General features: G+C 39.0%; 18 protein-coding genes. All 18 read left to right on the top strand.

Going from position 1 to position 19,787, the window contains the following annotated elements; all coding sequences use genetic code 11:
* Nucleotides 1-13 precede the first annotated feature (13 nt).
* The 18 genes from mnmG to guaB all read left to right on the top strand — a co-directional run bounded on the left by mnmG (nucleotide 14) and on the right by guaB (nucleotide 19,649).
* Nucleotides 14-1,912: a tRNA uridine-5-carboxymethylaminomethyl(34) synthesis enzyme MnmG gene (mnmG, locus tag IGL17_RS13090; RefSeq protein WP_016618484.1), complete on the top strand. Its 1,899-nt coding sequence runs from the start codon at nucleotides 14-16 to the stop codon at nucleotides 1,910-1,912.
* Nucleotides 1,913-2,083: 171 nt separating this feature from the next.
* Complete coding sequence (locus IGL17_RS13085) at nucleotides 2,084-2,884, top strand: SDR family oxidoreductase (protein WP_025193378.1); 801 nt, start codon at nucleotides 2,084-2,086, stop codon at nucleotides 2,882-2,884.
* A 15-nt stretch (nucleotides 2,885-2,899) separates the two neighbouring features.
* The gene (locus IGL17_RS13080) at nucleotides 2,900-4,762 is read left to right on the top strand and encodes a BglG family transcription antiterminator (protein ID WP_016618482.1); all 1,863 of its coding nucleotides are present in this window, start codon (nucleotides 2,900-2,902) and stop codon (nucleotides 4,760-4,762) included.
* The gene (locus IGL17_RS13075; RefSeq protein ID WP_002355985.1) at nucleotides 4,759-5,244 is read left to right on the top strand and encodes a transcriptional regulator GutM; all 486 of its coding nucleotides are present in this window, start codon (nucleotides 4,759-4,761) and stop codon (nucleotides 5,242-5,244) included. Before IGL17_RS13080 ends, IGL17_RS13075 begins: the two co-directional genes overlap by 4 nt.
* Nucleotides 5,244-5,798: a PTS glucitol/sorbitol transporter subunit IIC gene (srlA, locus tag IGL17_RS13070; protein ID WP_002355983.1), complete on the top strand. Its 555-nt coding sequence runs from the start codon at nucleotides 5,244-5,246 to the stop codon at nucleotides 5,796-5,798. Before IGL17_RS13075 ends, srlA begins: the two co-directional genes overlap by 1 nt.
* A gap of 16 nt (nucleotides 5,799-5,814) precedes the next feature.
* Nucleotides 5,815-6,810 (top strand): PTS glucitol/sorbitol transporter subunit IIB, encoded by a 996-nt coding sequence (gene srlE, locus IGL17_RS13065; RefSeq protein ID WP_002355982.1) that lies wholly within the window; start codon nucleotides 5,815-5,817, stop codon nucleotides 6,808-6,810.
* Nucleotides 6,811-6,833: 23 nt separating this feature from the next.
* A complete protein-coding gene (locus tag IGL17_RS13060; protein WP_002355981.1) occupies nucleotides 6,834-7,190 on the top strand; it encodes a PTS glucitol/sorbitol transporter subunit IIA in 357 nt (118 codons plus the stop codon).
* A 27-nt stretch (nucleotides 7,191-7,217) separates the two neighbouring features.
* Nucleotides 7,218-7,895, top strand: coding sequence for a fructose-6-phosphate aldolase (locus IGL17_RS13055; protein WP_002355980.1), 678 nt, complete (start codon nucleotides 7,218-7,220; stop codon nucleotides 7,893-7,895).
* Nucleotides 7,896-8,095: 200 nt separating this feature from the next.
* Nucleotides 8,096-9,868 (top strand): oleate hydratase, encoded by a 1,773-nt coding sequence (locus tag IGL17_RS13050; RefSeq protein ID WP_002361446.1) that lies wholly within the window; start codon nucleotides 8,096-8,098, stop codon nucleotides 9,866-9,868.
* A gap of 410 nt (nucleotides 9,869-10,278) precedes the next feature.
* Nucleotides 10,279-11,265, top strand: coding sequence for a DUF3114 domain-containing protein (locus tag IGL17_RS13045; RefSeq protein ID WP_002404164.1), 987 nt, complete (start codon nucleotides 10,279-10,281; stop codon nucleotides 11,263-11,265).
* 247 nt (nucleotides 11,266-11,512) lie between these two features.
* The gene (rsmG, locus tag IGL17_RS13040; RefSeq protein ID WP_002355977.1) at nucleotides 11,513-12,229 is read left to right on the top strand and encodes a 16S rRNA (guanine(527)-N(7))-methyltransferase RsmG; all 717 of its coding nucleotides are present in this window, start codon (nucleotides 11,513-11,515) and stop codon (nucleotides 12,227-12,229) included.
* A 15-nt stretch (nucleotides 12,230-12,244) separates the two neighbouring features.
* Nucleotides 12,245-13,006: a ParA family protein gene (locus tag IGL17_RS13035; RefSeq protein ID WP_002355976.1), complete on the top strand. Its 762-nt coding sequence runs from the start codon at nucleotides 12,245-12,247 to the stop codon at nucleotides 13,004-13,006.
* A complete protein-coding gene (locus tag IGL17_RS13030) occupies nucleotides 12,999-13,889 on the top strand; it encodes a ParB/RepB/Spo0J family partition protein (RefSeq protein WP_002355975.1) in 891 nt (296 codons plus the stop codon). The genes IGL17_RS13035 and IGL17_RS13030 overlap by 8 nt, the downstream gene beginning before the upstream one ends.
* A gap of 117 nt (nucleotides 13,890-14,006) precedes the next feature.
* Complete coding sequence (locus tag IGL17_RS13025; protein ID WP_002355974.1) at nucleotides 14,007-14,192, top strand: DUF951 domain-containing protein; 186 nt, start codon at nucleotides 14,007-14,009, stop codon at nucleotides 14,190-14,192.
* Nucleotides 14,193-14,248: 56 nt separating this feature from the next.
* A complete protein-coding gene (gene ychF / locus IGL17_RS13020) occupies nucleotides 14,249-15,364 on the top strand; it encodes a redox-regulated ATPase YchF (protein ID WP_002355971.1) in 1,116 nt (371 codons plus the stop codon).
* Nucleotides 15,365-15,471: 107 nt separating this feature from the next.
* The gene (locus IGL17_RS13015) at nucleotides 15,472-16,161 is read left to right on the top strand and encodes a DUF1129 domain-containing protein (protein WP_002363563.1); all 690 of its coding nucleotides are present in this window, start codon (nucleotides 15,472-15,474) and stop codon (nucleotides 16,159-16,161) included.
* Between the two features lie 166 nt (nucleotides 16,162-16,327).
* Nucleotides 16,328-18,010, top strand: coding sequence for a 6-pyruvoyl-tetrahydropterin synthase-related protein (locus IGL17_RS13010; RefSeq protein ID WP_016618481.1), 1,683 nt, complete (start codon nucleotides 16,328-16,330; stop codon nucleotides 18,008-18,010).
* 157 nt (nucleotides 18,011-18,167) lie between these two features.
* Entirely contained in the window at nucleotides 18,168-19,649 is a 1,482-nt protein-coding gene (guaB, locus tag IGL17_RS13005; protein ID WP_002355966.1) for an IMP dehydrogenase, read from the top strand.
* Nucleotides 19,650-19,787: the final 138 nt, after the last annotated feature.

Genomic DNA, 19,787 nt, shown 5'->3' with positions numbered 1-19,787 from the left:
AGAGGAATTTTTTATGAATCAATATCAAGCAGAATCATATGATGTTATTGTCGTCGGTGCTGGACATGCTGGCTCTGAAGCAGCCTTAGCAGCCGCACGAATGGGCGTTAAAACGTTACTTTTAACAATTAATTTAGATATGGTTGCTTTTATGCCATGTAACCCTTCTGTTGGTGGACCTGCCAAAGGAGTCGTTGTCCGAGAAATCGATGCATTAGGCGGCGAAATGGGTAAAAACATTGATAAAACCTACATCCAAATGCGGATGCTAAATACTGGTAAAGGTCCAGCAGTGCGTGCGTTGCGCGCGCAAGCCGACAAACATGCCTATGCGACAGAAATGAAACATACCATTGAAAAAGAAGAAAATTTAACCCTTCGTCAAGGGATTGTTGAAGAATTAATCGTGGAAGATGGCGTTTGTCGTGGTGTTGTAACTTCAACAGGTGCCGCATACCGTAGTCAAGCAGTGGTGATTACTGCCGGTACTGCCTTGCGTGGCGAAATTATTATTGGTGAATTAAAATATTCTTCAGGACCAAACAATTCGCAACCTTCCGTTGGTTTAGCCAATCATTTAAAAGAATTAGGTTTAGAAATCGATCGCTTTAAAACAGGAACGCCGCCGCGAGTAAAATCAAGTACGATTGATTATTCTGTGACAGAGGAACAACCAGGCGATAAAGAACCCAACCACTTTAGTTACAGCACGCCAGATAGTGCCTACAATCAAAACCAAGAACCTTGTTGGTTAACTTATACGAATGAAACAACGCATGAAATTATTCAAAAAAATCTACACCGCGCCCCAATGTTTACTGGGATTGTGGAAGGTGTGGGCGCTCGGTATTGCCCATCCATCGAGGACAAAATTGTTCGTTTTGCAGACAAACCAAGACACCAATTGTTCTTGGAACCAGAAGGGTTGAATACCGAAGAAGTTTACGTCCAAGGCTTATCTACTTCTTTACCAGAAGATGTCCAAACAGAAATGCTTCATTCTATTGAAGGATTAGAAAAAGTAGAAATGATGCGTACAGGTTACGCCATTGAATACGATGTGGTAGTCCCTCATCAATTACGCCCAACATTAGAAACAAAGGTCATTGAAAATCTTTATACAGCAGGTCAAACGAACGGAACTAGTGGCTACGAAGAAGCTGCTGGTCAAGGCTTGATGGCAGGAATTAATGCTGCATTGAAAATTCAAGGCAAAGAGCCTCTTGTTTTAAAACGTAGTGATGGCTATATTGGCGTCATGATTGACGATTTAGTTACAAAAGGCACTAACGAACCTTATCGCTTATTAACGTCACGTGCGGAGTATCGTTTGATTTTAAGACATGACAATGCGGACTTACGTTTAACAGAAATGGGTCATGAAATTGGCTTAGTCAAAGAAGAACAATATGCCGCCTATCTAGTCAAAAAAGCGGCTGTTGAAGCGGAAATTGCCCGCTTAGGCAAACATCGGATTAAACCAACCAAAGAAGTGCAAGCATTTTTGGAAACCAAAGGCGCTGCTGGCTTAAAAGATGGTATTTTAGCTAGAGATTTTCTGAAACGCCCAGAAATCAGTTATCAAGAAGTCGCTCAATTTATCCCCGCACCTGAAGAGGCACTCGATCCGAAAGTGATTGAACAAGTAGAAATTCAAATCAAGTACGAAGGCTACATTAAAAAAGCCATGGAAAAAGTTGAGAAACTAAAACGCATGGAAGAAAAACGCATTCCAGAAAACATTGATTACCAAGCGATTAACGGCTTGGCTACAGAAGCAAAACAAAAACTACAAAAAATCCAACCAGAAACGATTGCCCAAGCAAGCCGTATCAGCGGTGTGAACCCCGCTGACATTAGCATTTTGATGGTCTACATCGAACAAGGAAAAATCGCGAAAGTGCAAAGATAATAAAAATTTGAAGCAGTTGCTTCTTCACGGATGATTGATTGTGAAGAAGCAACTGCTTTTTTGTTTTGAATTAGTCTACTCTTTTTTCTAAGCTGCAAAAAAAGACTGTCTTAAATAATTTCACAAACTGACCTATACTGAAAGCGCAAACAAATGATAGGAGTGGAACAAATGACAGATTGGTTAGGAATTAAAGGAAAAGTAGTGATTGTTACAGGAGGCTCATCTGGTATTGGTCGCAGCATTGTTGAAAACTTGTTAGCACAAGAGGTCTATGTCGCTAATTTTGATATTTCAGCATCAGAAACGCAACATGAGCATTTACTCTTTGTGAAAGTCGATGTAACTTCTCGAGCAGAAGTAGAAGCGGGTGTCGCTCAAGTGGTGGAAAAATTTGGAACCGTAGATGGCCTAGTAAATAACGCCGGAATCAATATTCCTCGTCTATTGGTGGATAAAAATCATCCTCATGGGCCTTATGAATTATCGGATGAGGTATTCGACAAAATTGTAGCCATCAATCAAAAAGGGCTCTACCTAATGAGCCAAGCAGTGGGCCGGATTCTTGTACAAAAACAAGCAGGTGTCATTATTAATATGTCTTCAGAAGCTGGATTAGAAGGCTCCGAAGGGCAAAGCGCCTACGCTGCAACGAAAGCAGCGGTCAGCAGTTATACACGTTCATGGGCTAAAGAGTTAGGAAAATCAAACGTCCGTGTCGTGGGGATTGCGCCAGGCATTATGGAAGAAACGGGCTTGCGCACTTTAGCATACGAAGAAGCATTGGCTTATACACGAAACATTTCTGTGGAGCAATTGCGAGCAGGTTATTCAAAAACAAGTACGATTCCATTAGGTCGTAGCGGAAAACTCCATGAAGTCGCTGACTTAGTATGCTATTATTTATCAGACCGTTCAAGCTATATTACAGGCATCACCACAAACGTAGCTGGAGGTAAAACAAGAGGATAGAGGTGGGAAAACTAAATGACGCTAGTAAATAGATGGTACCAAGTAATAAAATTACTAGTTGATCACAAAGGAATGAGCTTACAGGAATTGCAAGAGAAATTAGCCGCAAGTCCTCAAACAGTTCGTAAAAACATTGATACATTGAATGATGAATTAATCGGTATTGCCCAAATTATTCAGAAGGAAAATCTCTTTCAGTTAGAAATCAATAACTTTGAAGGTTTTGAAGAGGTTTTGTCTGGACGGCTAAAAAGGGAATCTGATTTTAATTCTTCAAGCAAGCGTGTTTCCTACATTATCAAACGATTAATAGAAGAAGATCAATTTATTTCAACTTATGATTTATCCGAAGAACTCGCCGTTAGTCGCGGCACAGTTAATAAAGACATTAAGCGCATGAAAGAGCTGATTGCTCCTTGGCAGGTTGCGGTTGTAGGTACGCCAAACCGTGGCATTCATTTAGAAGGAAAAGAGTTTGATTTACGCTTACTTCATGTGAATTACGTCCAAGAATATTTTGAAGAACAGTTTCTTCATGAAACTACCAAACAAATGATACAAAAAATAATCAAAGAAACAAGACTAGCAAAACAAGATAGTTTTCTTTTACGAAGAGTGGTTTCAATTGTTTTGCAGCGTGTTTTAGCTGGAAAACTCATTACGGAACTACCACCAGAATATGTTGATTATGTTCGTCATAACGAGCAGATTGAAGAACTGATGTATCACTTGGAAATAACCTATAATGTAACGTTAAGCCAATGGGAACGTTCCTTTATCAGCTTTCCTTTTAACATCAACACAAACCATATTCGTAATTCTTTATTGGCTGATGAAGGACTCTTAGCTGACTATTTTCAAAAAATGATGAAAAAAATTCATCATTCAGTTGTTGTTGAATTTGATGAGGACTTCTTGTTTTCAGAAATGAAAGATCATTTAAGAAACGTGATGAATCGACTCGTTTTTCATGTGGAATGTCACGATTTATTTTATGGAGAAATTGAACGACAATATCCTTTGGCCTATGAATTAGCCAAGATTGGCTTGCAAGAATTGGGCCGTTTGTTAAATCGTTGTGTGCCGACGGTTGAATTTGGGTATCTCGCTTTGTATTTTGAGCTAGCATTGAGAGGGAACTATGAAGCGGGAGCCAAAAAAGAAATCGCTGTAATCTGCAGTACAGGTCATGGAACGGCCTTGATCATTCAGCGGCAATTGGAAAAAGTTTTGGGTCCAGACATCCAGATTGCCCATTTTTCTGAAGAAGAGGCAGAGAGAAGAGAATTGAATCAATATTTTGCTATTTTTACAACCATTCCCTTAAAAAATATTCGACCACAAACACCGATGATCCATTTAACTAATTTATTTAACGATACTTGGCTCAGAAATGAGTGGCAGAGAGCAAAAGAAATTCGTTCCGTGGAATCTCAAAATATTCATATGACCTATCAATTATTAGAGAATACTCAAGGTTACCGAGCGAATATTCAGAAAATGATTGCTGATTTAGAAGCAGAAAAATTAGTAGATCCTCAATTTATCGAACGAATTTTTACTAGAGAAGATCAACAAACAACTATTTTTGAATCGGGGATTGCCTTTCCCCATACAATTAATCAAGCCTTACCAACGATTATTTTATCGATTGGGGTTTTTGAAGAATCACTGGTTACACCAGAAGGTAAAGTTGATGTTATTTTGCTGTTGGGTATTCCAGAAGAGCTGACTGCCACTGTTGAAGCAGAGTTACTACAACTATATGACCGCTTGTTTACAATCGCAGGAGACGAACGTTTACGTAATGAGTTACGGAAGCAACGAGATGTTTTAGCGGTTAAAGAGTGGATGCAAAGGAAGGGGATTATCATATGAGTTTTATCTACGTATTCGGGGCGCTTTTTTTAACAGCTTACTTCGTTCAGATAGCTATGGGAATGAAACAGATTAAACACTTTAATCAAAACTACCAAGAATTGCGACAATTAGGGAAAGTCGCGATTGGTCGACGTGCAGGGAAGTTAAAAGCAGGCACGATTATCTTGTTTGCTGTGGATTCGCAAGGGAAAATCTTAGCCGCTAGAAAGATGCAAGGTGTCACTGTTCTAGCTAAATTTCATCCCTTACCTCAGTACGTGAACGAGGATATTCATTATATGGATCATTACCATCCACTCGTACAAAAGGAAAATAAATTAACCCAACAAGCGATGGAAAATGCACGAGAAATTTACTTACGTGTTGAGCTTGGCAATTATCAAGAAACACAACCATTAACGCCGCTTAATGGAGCCAAAATTCAATGGCAATTATGGAAAAATAAAGTACAAACAAAATTGAAAGGAAGTGTCGAGTAATGTCTTATATTACAAAATTTGCGGAAGGATTTATGCACCTTTTCCAAACAGGAGCAGAAACATTTATTTCTTGGATGACAGGCATCGTACCTGTTGTTTTGATGTTAATGGTAGCTATGAATACTTTAATTGCTTTTCTAGGAGAAGAAAGAGTAACCAAGGTAGCCAAACTTTCTGCCAAAAATCCTGTTACGCGGTATTTAGTGTTGCCTTTTTTATCCGCTTTTATGTTAGGCAATCCAATGTCCTTTACGATGGCTCGATTTTTACCAGAATACTATAAACCTAGCTATTATGCTGCACAAGCGCAATTTTGTCATACCAGTAATGGAGTTTTCCCTCATATTAATCCTGGTGAATTGTTCGTTTGGTTAGGGATTGCGCAAGGGATTGATACGTTAGGACTAAATTCGATGGACCTAGCGATTCGCTATATGTTTGTAGGGATATTAATGAATTTTATTGGCGGTTGGGTTACCGATTTCACTACCGCCTATGTTTGCAAACAACAAGGAATTACCCTTAGTAAAACAGTAGAGATTGCTGTGGATTAGAAAGGAGCAAGGTGAGATGACGTACAATAGTATTAAGGTAGTTAAAGGAAATGGCGGTTATGGTGGGCCCTTAGTGATTACACCGACAGAAGAAAAACATAAATTTATTTACATTACAGGTGGCGGCGAGAAACCCGCAATTGTTGATAAAATCGTAGAATTGACAGGAATGGAAGCGGTCAATGGTTTTAAGACATCGATTCCAGATGATGAAATCGCATTAGCCATTATTGATTGTGGAGGCACTCTTCGTTGCGGAATTTATCCTAAAAAAGGAATTCCTACTATTAACGTTGTTCCAACTGGCAAAAGTGGTCCCTTAGCACAATACATTAATGAGACAATTTATGTTTCCGCTGTAGGCCCGAAACAGATTACATTGACATCAGAAGAAGCTGCTGCTGATACAGAAAAGCCCACCTCGAAAAAAACAGAATTTAAATATGATACAAGTAAAAAAATTACTGAACAAAAAGCGGAACAACAAAGTTTTGTTGCGAAAATTGGTATGGGTGCAGGAAAAGTTGTAGCGACATTCAACCAATCAGCCCGTGAAGGCGTACAAACGATGATCAACACAGTGATTCCGTTTATGGCATTTGTTTCTTTATTAATTGGTGTGATCCAAGGTTCAGGAATTGGTGAATTTTTTGCCAATATCATGGCGCCCTTAGCAGGAAACATTGTGGGGTTAACAATTATTGGTTTTATTTGTTCTCTGCCGTTTCTTTCTCCTTTATTAGGTCCTGGAGCAGTAATCAGCCAAGTAATTGGTACGTTAATTGGTGTGGAAATTGGAAAAGGCAACATTCCGCCACAACTAGCTCTACCAGCATTGTTTGCTATTAATACACAAAACGCGTGCGACTTTATTCCCGTGGGCTTAGGCTTGGAAGAAGCTGAAGCCGAAACCGTTGAAGTCGGGGTCCCTTCTGTTTTATATTCTCGTTTCTTAAATGGTGCCCCTCGAGTACTAGTTGCTTGGTTAGCAAGTTTTGGATTGTATAGTTAAAAATTTTTTTTGGAGGATGGGAAATGTCAGTATTTACAACAAAGGTTCAGTCTATTGGACCAGAAGCCGAATTATTTAAAGAAGAAAAAATGGTCATCTTATTTGGAAAAGATGCACCAGATGCTTTAGCAGATTATTGTTATAACATTGAGGTTCAGCCAGTCACAGAAGCGATTACGGACAAGCAAACGTTAGTGATTGATGAACAAACTTACCAGATTACCGCTGTAGGCGAGGTAGTATTAACTAATTTAGACACATTGGGTCACATTACTATTAAATTTGATGGCGCAACAACACCTGAATTACCAGGTACATTATATGTTGAAGAAAAAGCTATTCCTGAAATAACTGTTGGTACAACAATCACTATTCTATAATTATCGTTTAAGGGAGGAACGTAAAAGATGGAATTTATGCTAGATACAATTAATCTTGAGGCTATTCGAAAGTATCAGAAAATTTTACCACTGGCAGGCGTGACGTCTAATCCCAGTATTGTTAAACAAGCAGGAAAAATTGACTTCTTTGCGCAGATGAAAGAAATCAAAAAAACGATTGGACAAGCGAGTTTGCACGTCCAAGTGGTCGGTCAAACGACAGAAGAGATGCTAGAAGATGCCCAAACCATTGTACAACAATTAGGCCAAGAAACATTCATTAAAATCCCAGTCAATGAAGCAGGCTTGGCAGCCATCAAACAACTAAAGCAGGCAAATTATCGGATAACAGCAACCGCTATTTATACAGAATTTCAAGGTTATCTAGCGATTGCGGCAGGTGCAGATTATTTAGCGCCGTATTATAATAGGATGGAGAATTTAACAATTGATTCTCAAAAGGTTATTGAGCATTTAGCTGCAGAAATTAAACGGACGAACGCAAAGAGTAAGATCTTAGCTGCTAGTTTTAAAAACGTGGCACAAATTAATCAAGCCTGTCAAATGGGGGCGCAAGCGGTCACTATCGCACCAGAACTCGTGACACAAGGCTTGGCAATGCCCGCCATTCAAAAAGCAGTAACTGATTTTCAGGAAGATTGGGTTGCTGTTTTTGGAGTAGAAACGGTAAACGAATTAGCATAAAAAGAATGAGAAGAAAAAGCGGCCATTTTTCTTCTCGTTCTTTTTTTGTTTCACATGAAACATCTACGATTATTCACTTGCTTAAAAATTAGACAATTTTCTTTATTTGTCAAAGAATTTCTTAAAAAAAAGGGTTATCTTTTGGGTATTTTTTTTGGTAGCAGTATGATGAGGGTATCAAATGATAGGAGGAAACGAGAATGAGATACACAAATGGAAATTATGAAGCATTTGCTCGACCAAGAAAACCAAAAGGTGTAGATGACAAGAGTGCCTATATCGTTGGTGGTGGCCTAGCAGGTTTAGCAACGGCTGTTTTCTTAATTCGTGACGGTCAAATGAAGGGCGAAAATATTCACATTTTTGAAGAACTCACGCTGTCTGGCGGTTCTTTAGATGGTAAATTTATTCCCCATGATGGCTTTGTCACTCGCGGCGGACGCGAAATGGAAAACCATTTCGAGTGTTTGTGGGATCTATTTCGTTCGGTACCATCATTAGAAGTAGAAGATGCCTCTGTCCTAGATGAGTTTTACCGGTTAGATTTAGATGATCCGAATTCTTCAAATTGCCGCATTATTCATAACCGTGGCGAACGTGTCCCCGATGATGGACAATTTACTTTATCCAAAAAAGCACAAAAAGAAATCGTTGATTTATTTATGACTTCTGAAGATCAATTAATTGGCAAAAAAATTGAAGATGTTTTCGGCGAAGAATTTTTTGAATCCAACTTTTGGATCTATTGGTGTTCAATGTTTGCTTTTGAAAAATGGCACTCTGCCATTGAAATGCGCCGTTACATCATGCGCTTTATCCACCACATCAAAGGGTTGCCTGACTTTACAGCCTTGAAGTTTACCAAATACAATCAATACGAATCGTTAGTGAAACCATTACTAAGCTTTTTAACCAATCAAGGGGTAGACTTTCAATATGAAACAACGATCAATGATATCCAAGTCGACATCAAAGGAGCTACTAAAGTTGCTCGGCGATTATTGCTGACACAAGCGGGCAAAACCAAAGAAATTCCTTTAACTGAAAATGATTTAGTCTTCGTAACGAATGGCTCAATTACTGAAAGTTCGACGCAAGGAGATCATCATACACCAGCACCAATTACTCATGAACTAGGGGGAAGTTGGAATCTCTGGAAAAACTTAGCAAAACAATCCCCAGAATTTGGGCACCCAGAAGTTTTCTGTGAAAATTTACCAGATGAAAGTTGGTTTGTCTCAGCAACGATTACGTGGGAAAATTTCGATATTGAACCGTATCTTTCTCGGTTAACACATCGTAAATTACGCACAGGAAAAATTGTCACAGGTGGTATTATTACTATCAAAGACTCTAATTGGATGATGAGTTTCGCTATGCATAGACAACCGCATTTCAAAGAACAAAATGATCAACAATCTATAACTTGGGTATATGGATTACTTTCTAATAAACCAGGAAATTATATCAAAAAACCAATCGAACAATGTACCGGCCAAGAAATTACGCAAGAGTTACTTTATCATTTAGGGGTCCCAGAAGGGGAAATTGAACGTATTTCAGAAGAATCGGCTACCACTATTCCGGTTTATATGCCGTTTATCACTTCTTACTTTATGTTAAGAGAACCAGGCGATCGACCATTAGTTGTACCAAACGGCTCTAAAAATCTTGCTTTCATTGGGAACTTCGCAGATACTGAACGAGATACGGTGTTTACAACAGAGTATTCTGTACGGACAGCGATGGAAGCTGTTTATCAATTGCTAGAGGTTGAACGCGGAGTACCAGAAGTGTTTGCTTCTGCATACGACTTGCGCGTCTTAGCAAACTCTGTTTATTATTTATCTGACAAGAAAAAATTAACAGAAATGGATATGCCGTTCGTGGAACGCAAAATGGTTGAACACTTTGTGAAGAAATTTGAGGATACGTATATTGGTGATATTTTAAGAGAAAATCATTTAATTTAGATGAAAAAGCGAGTGTAAATCACTCGCTTTTTTGGTTGTTTTATTAACCGTTGAATAAATATTCATTATTGTGTATATTTATTTTATGATTTTGTGGATATTAAATATATAATATGTTGAATGAGGGTAGCCAGTGGGCAACTTCGCAAAAAAATCTTAATTTCTGAAGAGACTTTTTCAAAATTTTGTTGAAAAGAAGGCGCATTTTTACCATAGTTTCTTCACATTTAACGGCTATTATTTAAACATACCCGATAAACAAAACCCTAACAAAACACTTTTTCATTTTTTAACTCCTCCGCCCGCCCTTCCCCAAAGGGCGGGTTGTTTTTTTGCGTTAAAGCAGTTGGCATTTTGCGGGGAAAGGATTATCATTATAGAAGAAGTATATAGAAAAAGGCGGCGAGAAGATGGGACGTTGGCAAGAATTACAACAAGCAATGAGTGCTGGTGTAGAGGCGGCGATTGACGCTGGCTGGGACCGCCAAGCTGTTTATGGATTAGTGGAAAGCGCCATAAAAGACACGCGTTTCTTGCCACTTGAGCAAGCGAAAACAGCAGTCGCGGAACTGTTTTCTGAAGTGGAAGAAGTGGGCTCTTCAGCGTATGAGCGATTATTTCGCTTTTCGGCTTATCGTCCGCAAGAAAAGCTCTCGTTACTGTTATGGCAATTAGGTGCAGTGTTGGATCAGCATGGCATGTTGCAATTAGTAGGGCCTTATCGTTTCTCGAAGACGATTGCACCGCATGCGACGTTTTGGCATTTGTTGGCAAAAACAGTTCAAAAAGCCTATCCGTTAGGTCTTCTTGGGAGCTTTAACCAAGAGAAAGCGAAAAAGATACATCAATTAAGAATGTATATTGATCGTCAAAATATCACGTATATCCGCGATTTTTTTAAACAAGAAGGGGACACCGATGAACAGGCATTAAAACGTTATGTTTTTGCGGCCAAGCCGCAAGGGATGGGTGGGCGGAAGCTGAAAAAAAGCTCTGCTCGTTTGCACAACAAATACCCTGAGGGGGCATCTTATTCTTTAATTAATAAGAAACGATTGACGCCTAATTTTCACAGTGAGTTTATTTTGAATGAAGAAGGGACCTTTGTGACCCAGTGGGATGTGTTAGTTGAAGACTGGCGAGGCAGATTAATTAGTAATCCAGCTTATTATCAAGCGGCCAAAAACAATGAATACCAGGAAAAAGTCTTGAATGGTGAATCGTTTAATTATGCAAATCGGAATAATCGTACCCATGAATTACTAGATAGTTCACCACCAGGGAGATTTGATCATCAATTACGAAAAACAGCCAAAAAAGGTTGGTTAAGTCCCCGTATCCAAGAATACGACTACCGCAGAGAACGACAAATAAAGTGCGATGATTATAGTAAGTAAAACAAGCCAATGTTTCACATGAAACATTGGCTTGTTTTACTCTTAGAGAAAGGCGGTTTTCGTTGCCGCCAATTGAACATTTTGGCCCGTGGCTAGAGACTTTTTACCACATAAAAAGGCGGATTTTTCTTTTATCATTCAGGCAAAAATCTTCCGAAAAGCATTGCAAGAAATTGCTATTTGCGTTAAAGTAGGAAAAGATGATTGTGAAACATTTTTCTGTTTCACAAAAAAGGAAGGAGTCTTTATGCTACCCGAAGAATTTAGACAACTATTAGCCGCAAAAGGCATTGAATTGACAGACCAACAGATGACACAATTTGACCAATATTTCCATTTATTAGTAGAATGGAATGAAAAAATGAATTTAACAGCCATTACAGAAGAAAAAGAAGTTTATTTGAAACATTTCTATGATTCTGTTTCGTTGGCATTCTTTGAAGACTTTGCCAGCGATAAAGCCATTTGTGATGTTGGCGCAGGCGCAGGATTTCCAAGTATTCCTTTGAAAATTGTTTTTCCTTCATTAAATGTCACAATTGTTGACTCTTTAAATAAACGAATTACTTTCCTAACAGAGTTGGTGAATCAACTAGGTTTGGCTAATGTTTCTTTGTATCATGATCGTGCAGAAACATTTGGTCAAAAAGCAGAATTTCGTGGCGCGTTTGATTACGTTACAGCGCGAGCAGTTGCACGATTAAATGTTTTAAGTGAACTGTGTTTACCCTTAGTTAAAAAAGAAGGCTATTTTTTAGCCTTAAAAGCATCGAAAAGTGAAGAAGAAATTAATGAAGCAAAACCTGCAATCGCTACATTAGGCGGTCAATTTCAAAAAGAAGTTGGTTTTACTTTGCCGATTACGGCAGACGAACGCCACATTGTCGTGATTCAAAAGAAAAAAGAAACCCCTAAAAAATATCCCAGAAAACCTGGATTACCAAATAAACAACCGATTAAATAAGATGGAGGCACACACATGACACGAATTATTTCTGTAGCGAACCAAAAAGGCGGCGTTGGTAAAACAACGACCACTGTAAATTTAGGCGCATGTTTAGCAAACTTAGGCAAAAAAGTCTTACTGATCGACATTGATGCACAAGGAAATGCTACCAGTGGCATGGGTGTCCCTAAACCAGATGTCGCACACGATGTGTATGATGTCCTTGTAAATGAAGAACCAATCACTAGCGTGGTTCAACATACCAGCCGTGAAAATTTAGATATTGTCCCTGCAACTATTCAATTAGCAGGCGCTGAAATTGAATTAACTTCAATGATGGCTCGAGAATCGCGCTTGAAATTAGCAATTGATGAAGTAAGAGACATGTATGATTTCGTTTTAATTGATTGCCCGCCTTCTCTAGGGCATTTAACAATCAATGCTTTTACAGCAAGTGATTCGATTCTAATTCCTGTTCAATGTGAATATTACGCATTAGAAGGCTTGAGTCAATTGCTAAATACGATTCGCTTGGTTCAAAAACATTTTAACCCTGAATTGAAAATTGAAGGGGTCTTGTTAACCATGTACGATGCTCGGACCAATTTAGGTGCCGAAGTCGTTGAAGAAGTCCGTAAATATTTCCGTGAAAAAGTCTATGACACGATTATTCCAAGAAATGTCCGTTTATCCGAAGCACCAAGTCATGGTTTACCAATCATTGACTATGATATTCGCTCAAAAGGTGCCGAAGTGTATCAAGCACTAGCAAAGGAAGTGTTGGAGAATGAATAAAGGCAAAGGTTTAGGCAGAGGCATCGATGCCTTGTTTCAAGATATCGCAAAGCTAGAAGATGTCGACGTTAAGAACGAACAAGTGACAGAAATTCTATTAAACGAACTTCGTCCCAATCCTTACCAACCGCGGAAAACATTTGATGAAACTTCTTTACAAGAACTTGCAAACTCGATTCTACATTCCGGTGTGTTTCAACCGATTATTGTCCGTAAATCGGCAGTTAAAGGCTATGAAATTATTGCAGGTGAGCGTCGGTTCAGGGCTTCTAAATTAGCCGGCAAAGAAAAAATTCCTGCAATTATTCGCGAATTTGATGAAGAATCCATGATGCAAGTTGCTGTTTTGGAAAACTTACAAAGGGAAGATTTAAATCCGCTAGAAGAAGCAGAAGCCTATGAAATGCTAATGAAAAATTTGAAATTAACACAAGCGGAAGTCGCAGAACGTTTGGGAAAAAGTCGTCCGTATATTGCCAATTATTTACGGTTGCTAACCTTACCAGATGCGGTCAAAGCAATGGTTCAAAAACAAAGCATGTCAATGGGTCAAGCACGGACGTTATTAGGTTTGAAGAACAAAGAACAGCTATTGCCATTAGCTAATCGTTGTATTAAAGACAATTTAACGGTTCGACAATTAGAACAACTTGTCGCTGAATTAAACGAAACACAAGGCAAAAAGGGCAAAAAAGCGAAAAAAGCCATCAAGGAAAAACCCATTTATATTCGTGAAAGTGAAGACCGCTTAATGGATAAATTTGGGACAACCGTAGCGATTCAAGAAAAAGAAGGCAAAGGAAAAATTGAAATTGAGTACTTGTCCTCTTCGGATTTGGCTAGAATTTTAGATATTTTAGATATTCATTTTGACGAGGAATAAAAAGCAAAGTGAGAAAGTAAGACAGAAAGTCACAAATCCTTTTGCTAGTTTCGGTAAAAAATGGTATTGTAATCATGGTATTTTTATATAAGTAAGAGAAGAAAGAAGGCTTGGAACATGTATGATTTAGGCGATATTGTCGAAATGAAAAAGCCGCATGCTTGCCAAGCAAATCGTTGGCAAATCATTCGCATGGGCGCTGATATCAAAATCAAGTGCACGAATTGCGGGCATATTGTCATGATGCCGCGTCGTGATTTTACTAAAAAATTAAAAAAAGTAATCGAGAAAAAAGCAGACTAATGCTTTGATGCCTCTAATAGAAAAGAGAATAGACTGAGAGAAAGAGTGGAAAACAAATGGCACTAACAGCTGGAATTGTCGGCTTACCAAACGTTGGTAAATCGACCCTATTTAACGCAATTACAAAAGCAGGAGCAGAAGCTGCAAATTATCCCTTTGCAACGATTGATCCGAACGTCGGCATGGTTGAAGTACCAGATGCCCGTTTACAACGCTTGACAGAACTAGTAAAACCGAAAAAAACAGTTCCCACAACGTTTGAATTTACAGACATCGCCGGAATTGTTAAAGGTGCCAGCAAAGGAGAAGGGCTGGGAAATCAGTTTTTAAGTCACATTCGTCAAGTAGATGCAATCTGTCACGTGGTTCGTTGTTTTGATGACGAAAATATCATGCGTGAACAAAATCGGGATGCGGATTTCGTTGATCCTTTAGCAGACATTGATACAATTAATTTAGAGCTAATTTTAGCAGATTTAGATTCAATCAATAAACGCTATACTCGCGTGGCTAAAATGGCGAAAGCAAAAGATAAAGAAGCGGTGGAAGAATTAGCTGTTTTAGACAAAATTAAACCAGTTTTAGAAGAAGGTTTATCTGCTCGTACGATTGAATTTACGCCAGAAGAAGAGAAAATTGTTAAATCTCTTTTCTTATTAACCACAAAGCCGGTCCTTTATGTAGCAAATGTTTCAGAAGATGAAGTGGCGGATCCAGACAACAATGAGTATGTACAACAAGTTCGTAATTTTGCAACTAGTGAAAATGCGGAAGTAATCGTGGTTAGTGCGCGAGCAGAAGAAGAAATTGCTGAATTAGATTCTGAAGAAGACAAGGCTGAATTTTTAGAAGCAATGGGCATTGAACAATCTGGCTTAGATCAATTGATTCGTGCGGCGTACGATTTGTTAGGCTTAGCTACCTACTTTACAGCTGGTGAACAAGAAGTTCGTGCGTGGACGTTCCGTAAGGGAATCAAGGCACCTCAAGCAGCTGGGATTATCCACAGTGACTTTGAACGAGGCTTCATTCGTGCGGAAACAGTTTCTTATGAAGACCTAGATAAATATGGCAATATGCAAGCTGCCAAAGAAGCGGGCCGTGTTCGTTTAGAAGGAAAAGACTACGTCGTTCAAGATGGCGATGTTATGTTGTTCCGTTTTAACGTTTAAAAAAATGTGCCAACAAGCAATTTGTTTTGGGCTAAGCCCACATATTTAAGGCCATTCAGCCGTTTAGAAAGAGGTTCCCTCTACATGAGGGTGAGGAGGATACAACTATGGAAGCAGAAGCATTACGAGCAATCGTGGCTGAGAATCGTCAATTAGAACAGAATTTGACTAAAAGAAATGAACAATACATTTTTGACTTAAAAAAATCATTAAAAGCGGCTAATTTATCTGAAGAAGAACTAGCATTGGCTCTACACGGTATTTTACCAGAATTAGTAGCCGGTCAAAAAACAGGCAAAACAGCCCGTCAGTTATTTGGCACTGTTTCAGAACGGACGGAAGCGATTTTAAATAAACCAGCAGAAGTCAAAGAACCAGCGGGCTGGATGATTTGGCTCGACAATACCTTACTATTACTTGGTTTATTAACAATCATGTTAGCGGCGATGTCTCTATTTTCAAAAGGAACCGCACAGCCTCTCGGATTAACCACATATATCTTAGGTGCGATGGCTGGGGGTTATGTTTTCTATCTAATGCACAAATATGTTTACCGTTTTGATCGTCAAGGTGGCGACAAAAGCAAACGTCCTGGTTGGTTAAAAACGACCGCCATTCTATTTGGTGGGATGTTCTTGTGGATTGCAGTTTTCGCCGGTTCAGCGATGCTGCCACCAGTGATCAATCCCATCTTAGATCCGATGATTGCTTTAGTAATCGGTGCGTTAGCCTTTGTAGCACGCTATTTCTTCAAGAAAAAATACAATATTCAAGGTAGTTTCATGACACGTCAATAAACGGCGCGCGCTCAATTGTGAATGCGCTCGGCTGACGCAGAAACTGCAACAAGCAAAGTCGCTCTCTCAATAGAGCGTTTTAACAGTTAAAGCCTGGGGGATTAGTCGAAAAAACTAGTGTCCCAGGCTTCTGTTTTCAGAAGTTTGCTAAAGAAAGGAGCCTCTTATGGGACAACAAGTGAAGTCTTGGTGCCGTCAACACGAGCGGCTACTCATTTTTATTAGTTTTCTCTTATTAAGTGGACTTTCTCTCTATTTTGTCTATTTTCAAGAGAATTTTTTACGAGCAAGTGATTTCCGCTTTCATCAAAATCGGGTGGAAGGTCTCGCATTAGCAATTAAAAACAACGACTGGTTTCCTAAAATCAATTATTTTTTCTTGGGAGGCTATGGCTATGCCTCTAGTTTGTTTTATCCAGATGCGTATCTTTATTTACCTGCGCTTTTGCGTGTTCTGGGTTTTTCCTTTGTCGCTAGTATGGCGATTTTTGTGTTTGCGGTAAACTTGGCAACATTTAGCCTTACTTATTATGCAGGCCGATTCATGGCGCTCTCTAAAAAAAGAAGCTATCTCTTTGCCATTTTGTATGGCTTATCTATTTACCGCATGCAAGACTTGTTTAATCGCCAAGCGTTAGGAGAATTTTTGGCGCTAAGTTTTTTTCCGTTGGTCTTAGCGAGCCTGTTTTTATTACGAAAGGGAACCACGAAATATTGGCCGTTGTTAACGCTGGCGATGACTGGCATTGGGTTGGCTCACTTTATTTCTATTGAAATGGTTTCTATTTGGATTGGGTTATACATTCTGTTTTATTGGCAGCAGTTTTTTAAAAAGGAGGTCCTGTGGGCATTAGCGAAGGCTGCAGGTCTGACACTACTTTGGCTGGCCTTTTATCTTTTACCAGTTGCTGAACAAATGAAAAATCAAGTATTTAAAGTTACATCCAATCCACTCACTTATATTTCCGAAAGAAGTTATCCCATTGATTCTCTTTTCATTAATAGTTTAAAGAGCAGTGTTTTTCACGCGAAAACAGCGAATCTAGGAACCCTTTTGTTTGTGGGACTTGTTGTAGCAGTGGTTTCGCTTGCCAGCAAAAAAATTCAGAACAAACGGTTTATTGGTTTGACGCTGGTACTCTTATTGATGGTTACTACGCTTTTTCCTTGGCACTGGCTGAACCACACGCCTTTAAATACGATTCAGTTTCCTTGGCGGTTTTTAGGGATTCTTTCCGTAATGCTCGCTTTTTTCATTGCACAAGACGAATGGGGTGTTTTCCGTAAATCTTGGACCGTGGCTTTGTTGGTTTTCCTTGCCATCAGCAATTTAGGTATTTATCAATATCAAAGTATTCAGTCACAACAAGGCCGCCTGTTAACAAAAGCTGAGTATGAGCAGCCAGCGCCTTTTTATATCGGTGCGGGCCATGAATATTTGCCAGATGAAATCAATTATCAGGAATTATTGAAACAGAAAAAACGACAACTTGATTATTCGGAAGAACAAGTAACCATTACAAACGTTAGAATGCCTTATGGGAAAATTTCATTTGACTACCAAGTGGTGAATCAATCAGCGAAGGTGACCGTTCCTTTTATTTATTACTTAGGCTATCAAGCCACGATTCAAATGAAAAACCAAACGGGCGCTAAAAAAATGAGCCTAACCAATCAAGGAGGCTTAGCCGCTCTTTCTTTATCTGGTACAGGACATGTCGACATCCGTTACCAAAGAACAAAAGTGCAAAAAATAGGGACAATGATTACCTTGCTTTCTGTTGGCGGTTTTGGATTTAGCCGATTTTTACAACAAAAAAAGAAACACAAGATAAAAGAACAACGATGAAAATAGGACTTTAATTAGGAAGAGTTGAATAAAGGACAAACCGATTTTGGCGTTTTGTCCTTTATTCCTCATTGATTATTTAAACAAATCTAGTTGACTTCCTTAGTATTATCTGTTATTTTCATATATAAAATTAAGTTGAGGAGTGGACAAAAAAATGTCAAATTGGGAAACAAAATTTGCGAAAAAAGGTCTTACATTTGATGATGTGCTATTAATCCCTGCAGAAAGCCATGTCTTACCAAATGATGTAGACATGAGTGTACAATTAGCTAAAAATATCAAGTTAAATATTCCATTGATGAGTGCCAGTATGGATACTGTTACAGATAGTAATATGGCAATTGCGATGGCTCGTCAAGGTGGACTAGGTGTCGTACATAAAAATATGACTGTCGCCCAACAAGCAGACGAAGTACGTAAAGTCAAACGTTCTGAAAGCGGCGTTATCATTGATCCATTCTTTCTAACACCAACAAACTTAGTAGCGGATGCAGAAGAATTAATGAGTCGTTACCGTATTAGCGGTGTGCCAATTGTAGAAACAATGGAAAACCGTAAATTAGTCGGAATTATTACAAACCGTGATATGCGTTTTGTAACCGACTACCAAATCAAAATCGAAGAAGTCATGACAAAAGATCATTTAGTCACTGCGCCAGTAGGCACATCTTTAAAAGATGCAGAAAAAATCTTACAAAAACATAAAATCGAAAAATTACCAATCGTTGATGAAGCAGGTCGCTTAAGTGGCTTAATTACAATTAAAGACATTGAAAAAGTGATTGAATTCCCAAATGCTGCCAAAGACGAACACGGTCGTTTACTTGTGGCGGCAGCAGTCGGCGTCACTAGTGATACGTTCGAACGTGCGGAAGCATTATTAGAAGCAGGTGCCGATGCGATTGTTATCGATACTGCACATGGCCATAGTGCCGGCGTTATTCGCAAAATTAAAGAAATTCGTGAAACGTTCCCTGAAGCAACATTAATTGCTGGTAATGTTGCCACTGCTGAAGCAACCAAAGCATTGTATGATGTCGGCGTTGATGTTGTTAAAGTTGGTATTGGACCTGGTTCAATTTGTACAACACGTGTCGTTGCTGGTGTTGGTGTTCCTCAATTAACAGCAATTTATGATGCTGCTTCTGTAGCTAGAGAATATGGTAAAGCAATTATCGCCGATGGCGGTATTAAATATTCTGGTGATATCGTGAAAGCCTTAGCTGCTGGTGGCCATGCTGTAATGCTAGGAAGTATGTTAGCAGGTACAGATGAATCTCCAGGCGAATTTGAAATTTATCAAGGCCGTCGTTTCAAAACTTACCGTGGCATGGGCTCATTGGGCGCAATGGAAAAAGGATCAAGTGATCGTTACTTCCAAGGAAGTGTCAATGAAGCAAATAAATTAGTGCCAGAAGGAATCGAAGGACGTGTCGCTTACAAAGGAAGCGTTTCTGATATTGTCTTCCAATTAATCGGTGGCTTGAAATCAGGGATGGGTTACGTCGGTGCAGCAGACTTGAAAGCGTTGCGTGAAGAAGCACAATTTGTTCAAATGAGTGGTAACGGATTGAAAGAATCACATCCACATGACGTTCAAATCACAAAAGAAGCACCAAACTATTCTGTTCAATAAAATAAAAGCTGATTTTTTTGAAATTTAAAAGAGGCAGACATCATTTCGACGTCTGCCTCTTTTTCTGTAGAATGAAGGAGTTGCTTCTGTTTCCACCGTTTATCAATATTTAAGCCTGTAGAATAAAAGCCGTTATCT

It is taken from the genome of Enterococcus sp. AZ088 (assembly GCF_051714845.1).
GTDB lineage: Bacteria > Bacillota > Bacilli > Lactobacillales > Enterococcaceae > Enterococcus > Enterococcus faecalis.
Note: the sequence above shows the minus strand (reverse complement) of the source record. Positions and strands in the feature narration are given on the sequence as shown.

Bases quoted from the DNA above. Each gene is read 5' to 3' on its own strand.
- ychF (WP_002355971.1), top strand. From the start codon at position 14,249: ATGGCACTAACAGCTGGAATTGTCGGCTTACCAAACGTTGGTAAATCG.
- IGL17_RS13060 (WP_002355981.1), top strand. From the start codon at position 6,834: ATGTCAGTATTTACAACAAAGGTTCAGTCTATTGGACCAGAAGCCGAA.
- IGL17_RS13075 (WP_002355985.1), top strand. From the start codon at position 4,759: ATGAGTTTTATCTACGTATTCGGGGCGCTTTTTTTAACAGCTTACTTC.
- IGL17_RS13030 (WP_002355975.1), top strand. From the start codon at position 12,999: ATGAATAAAGGCAAAGGTTTAGGCAGAGGCATCGATGCCTTGTTTCAA.
- IGL17_RS13050 (WP_002361446.1), top strand. From the start codon at position 8,096: ATGAGATACACAAATGGAAATTATGAAGCATTTGCTCGACCAAGAAAA.
- srlE (WP_002355982.1), top strand. From the start codon at position 5,815: ATGACGTACAATAGTATTAAGGTAGTTAAAGGAAATGGCGGTTATGGT.
- srlA (WP_002355983.1), top strand. From the start codon at position 5,244: ATGTCTTATATTACAAAATTTGCGGAAGGATTTATGCACCTTTTCCAA.
- IGL17_RS13035 (WP_002355976.1), top strand. From the start codon at position 12,245: ATGACACGAATTATTTCTGTAGCGAACCAAAAAGGCGGCGTTGGTAAA.
- IGL17_RS13080 (WP_016618482.1), top strand. From the start codon at position 2,900: ATGACGCTAGTAAATAGATGGTACCAAGTAATAAAATTACTAGTTGAT.
- mnmG (WP_016618484.1), top strand. From the start codon at position 14: ATGAATCAATATCAAGCAGAATCATATGATGTTATTGTCGTCGGTGCT.
- rsmG (WP_002355977.1), top strand. From the start codon at position 11,513: ATGCTACCCGAAGAATTTAGACAACTATTAGCCGCAAAAGGCATTGAA.
- IGL17_RS13085 (WP_025193378.1), top strand. From the start codon at position 2,084: ATGACAGATTGGTTAGGAATTAAAGGAAAAGTAGTGATTGTTACAGGA.
- IGL17_RS13015 (WP_002363563.1), top strand. From the start codon at position 15,472: ATGGAAGCAGAAGCATTACGAGCAATCGTGGCTGAGAATCGTCAATTA.
- IGL17_RS13010 (WP_016618481.1), top strand. From the start codon at position 16,328: ATGGGACAACAAGTGAAGTCTTGGTGCCGTCAACACGAGCGGCTACTC.
- IGL17_RS13025 (WP_002355974.1), top strand. From the start codon at position 14,007: ATGTATGATTTAGGCGATATTGTCGAAATGAAAAAGCCGCATGCTTGC.
- IGL17_RS13055 (WP_002355980.1), top strand. From the start codon at position 7,218: ATGGAATTTATGCTAGATACAATTAATCTTGAGGCTATTCGAAAGTAT.
- IGL17_RS13045 (WP_002404164.1), top strand. From the start codon at position 10,279: ATGGGACGTTGGCAAGAATTACAACAAGCAATGAGTGCTGGTGTAGAG.
- guaB (WP_002355966.1), top strand. From the start codon at position 18,168: ATGTCAAATTGGGAAACAAAATTTGCGAAAAAAGGTCTTACATTTGAT.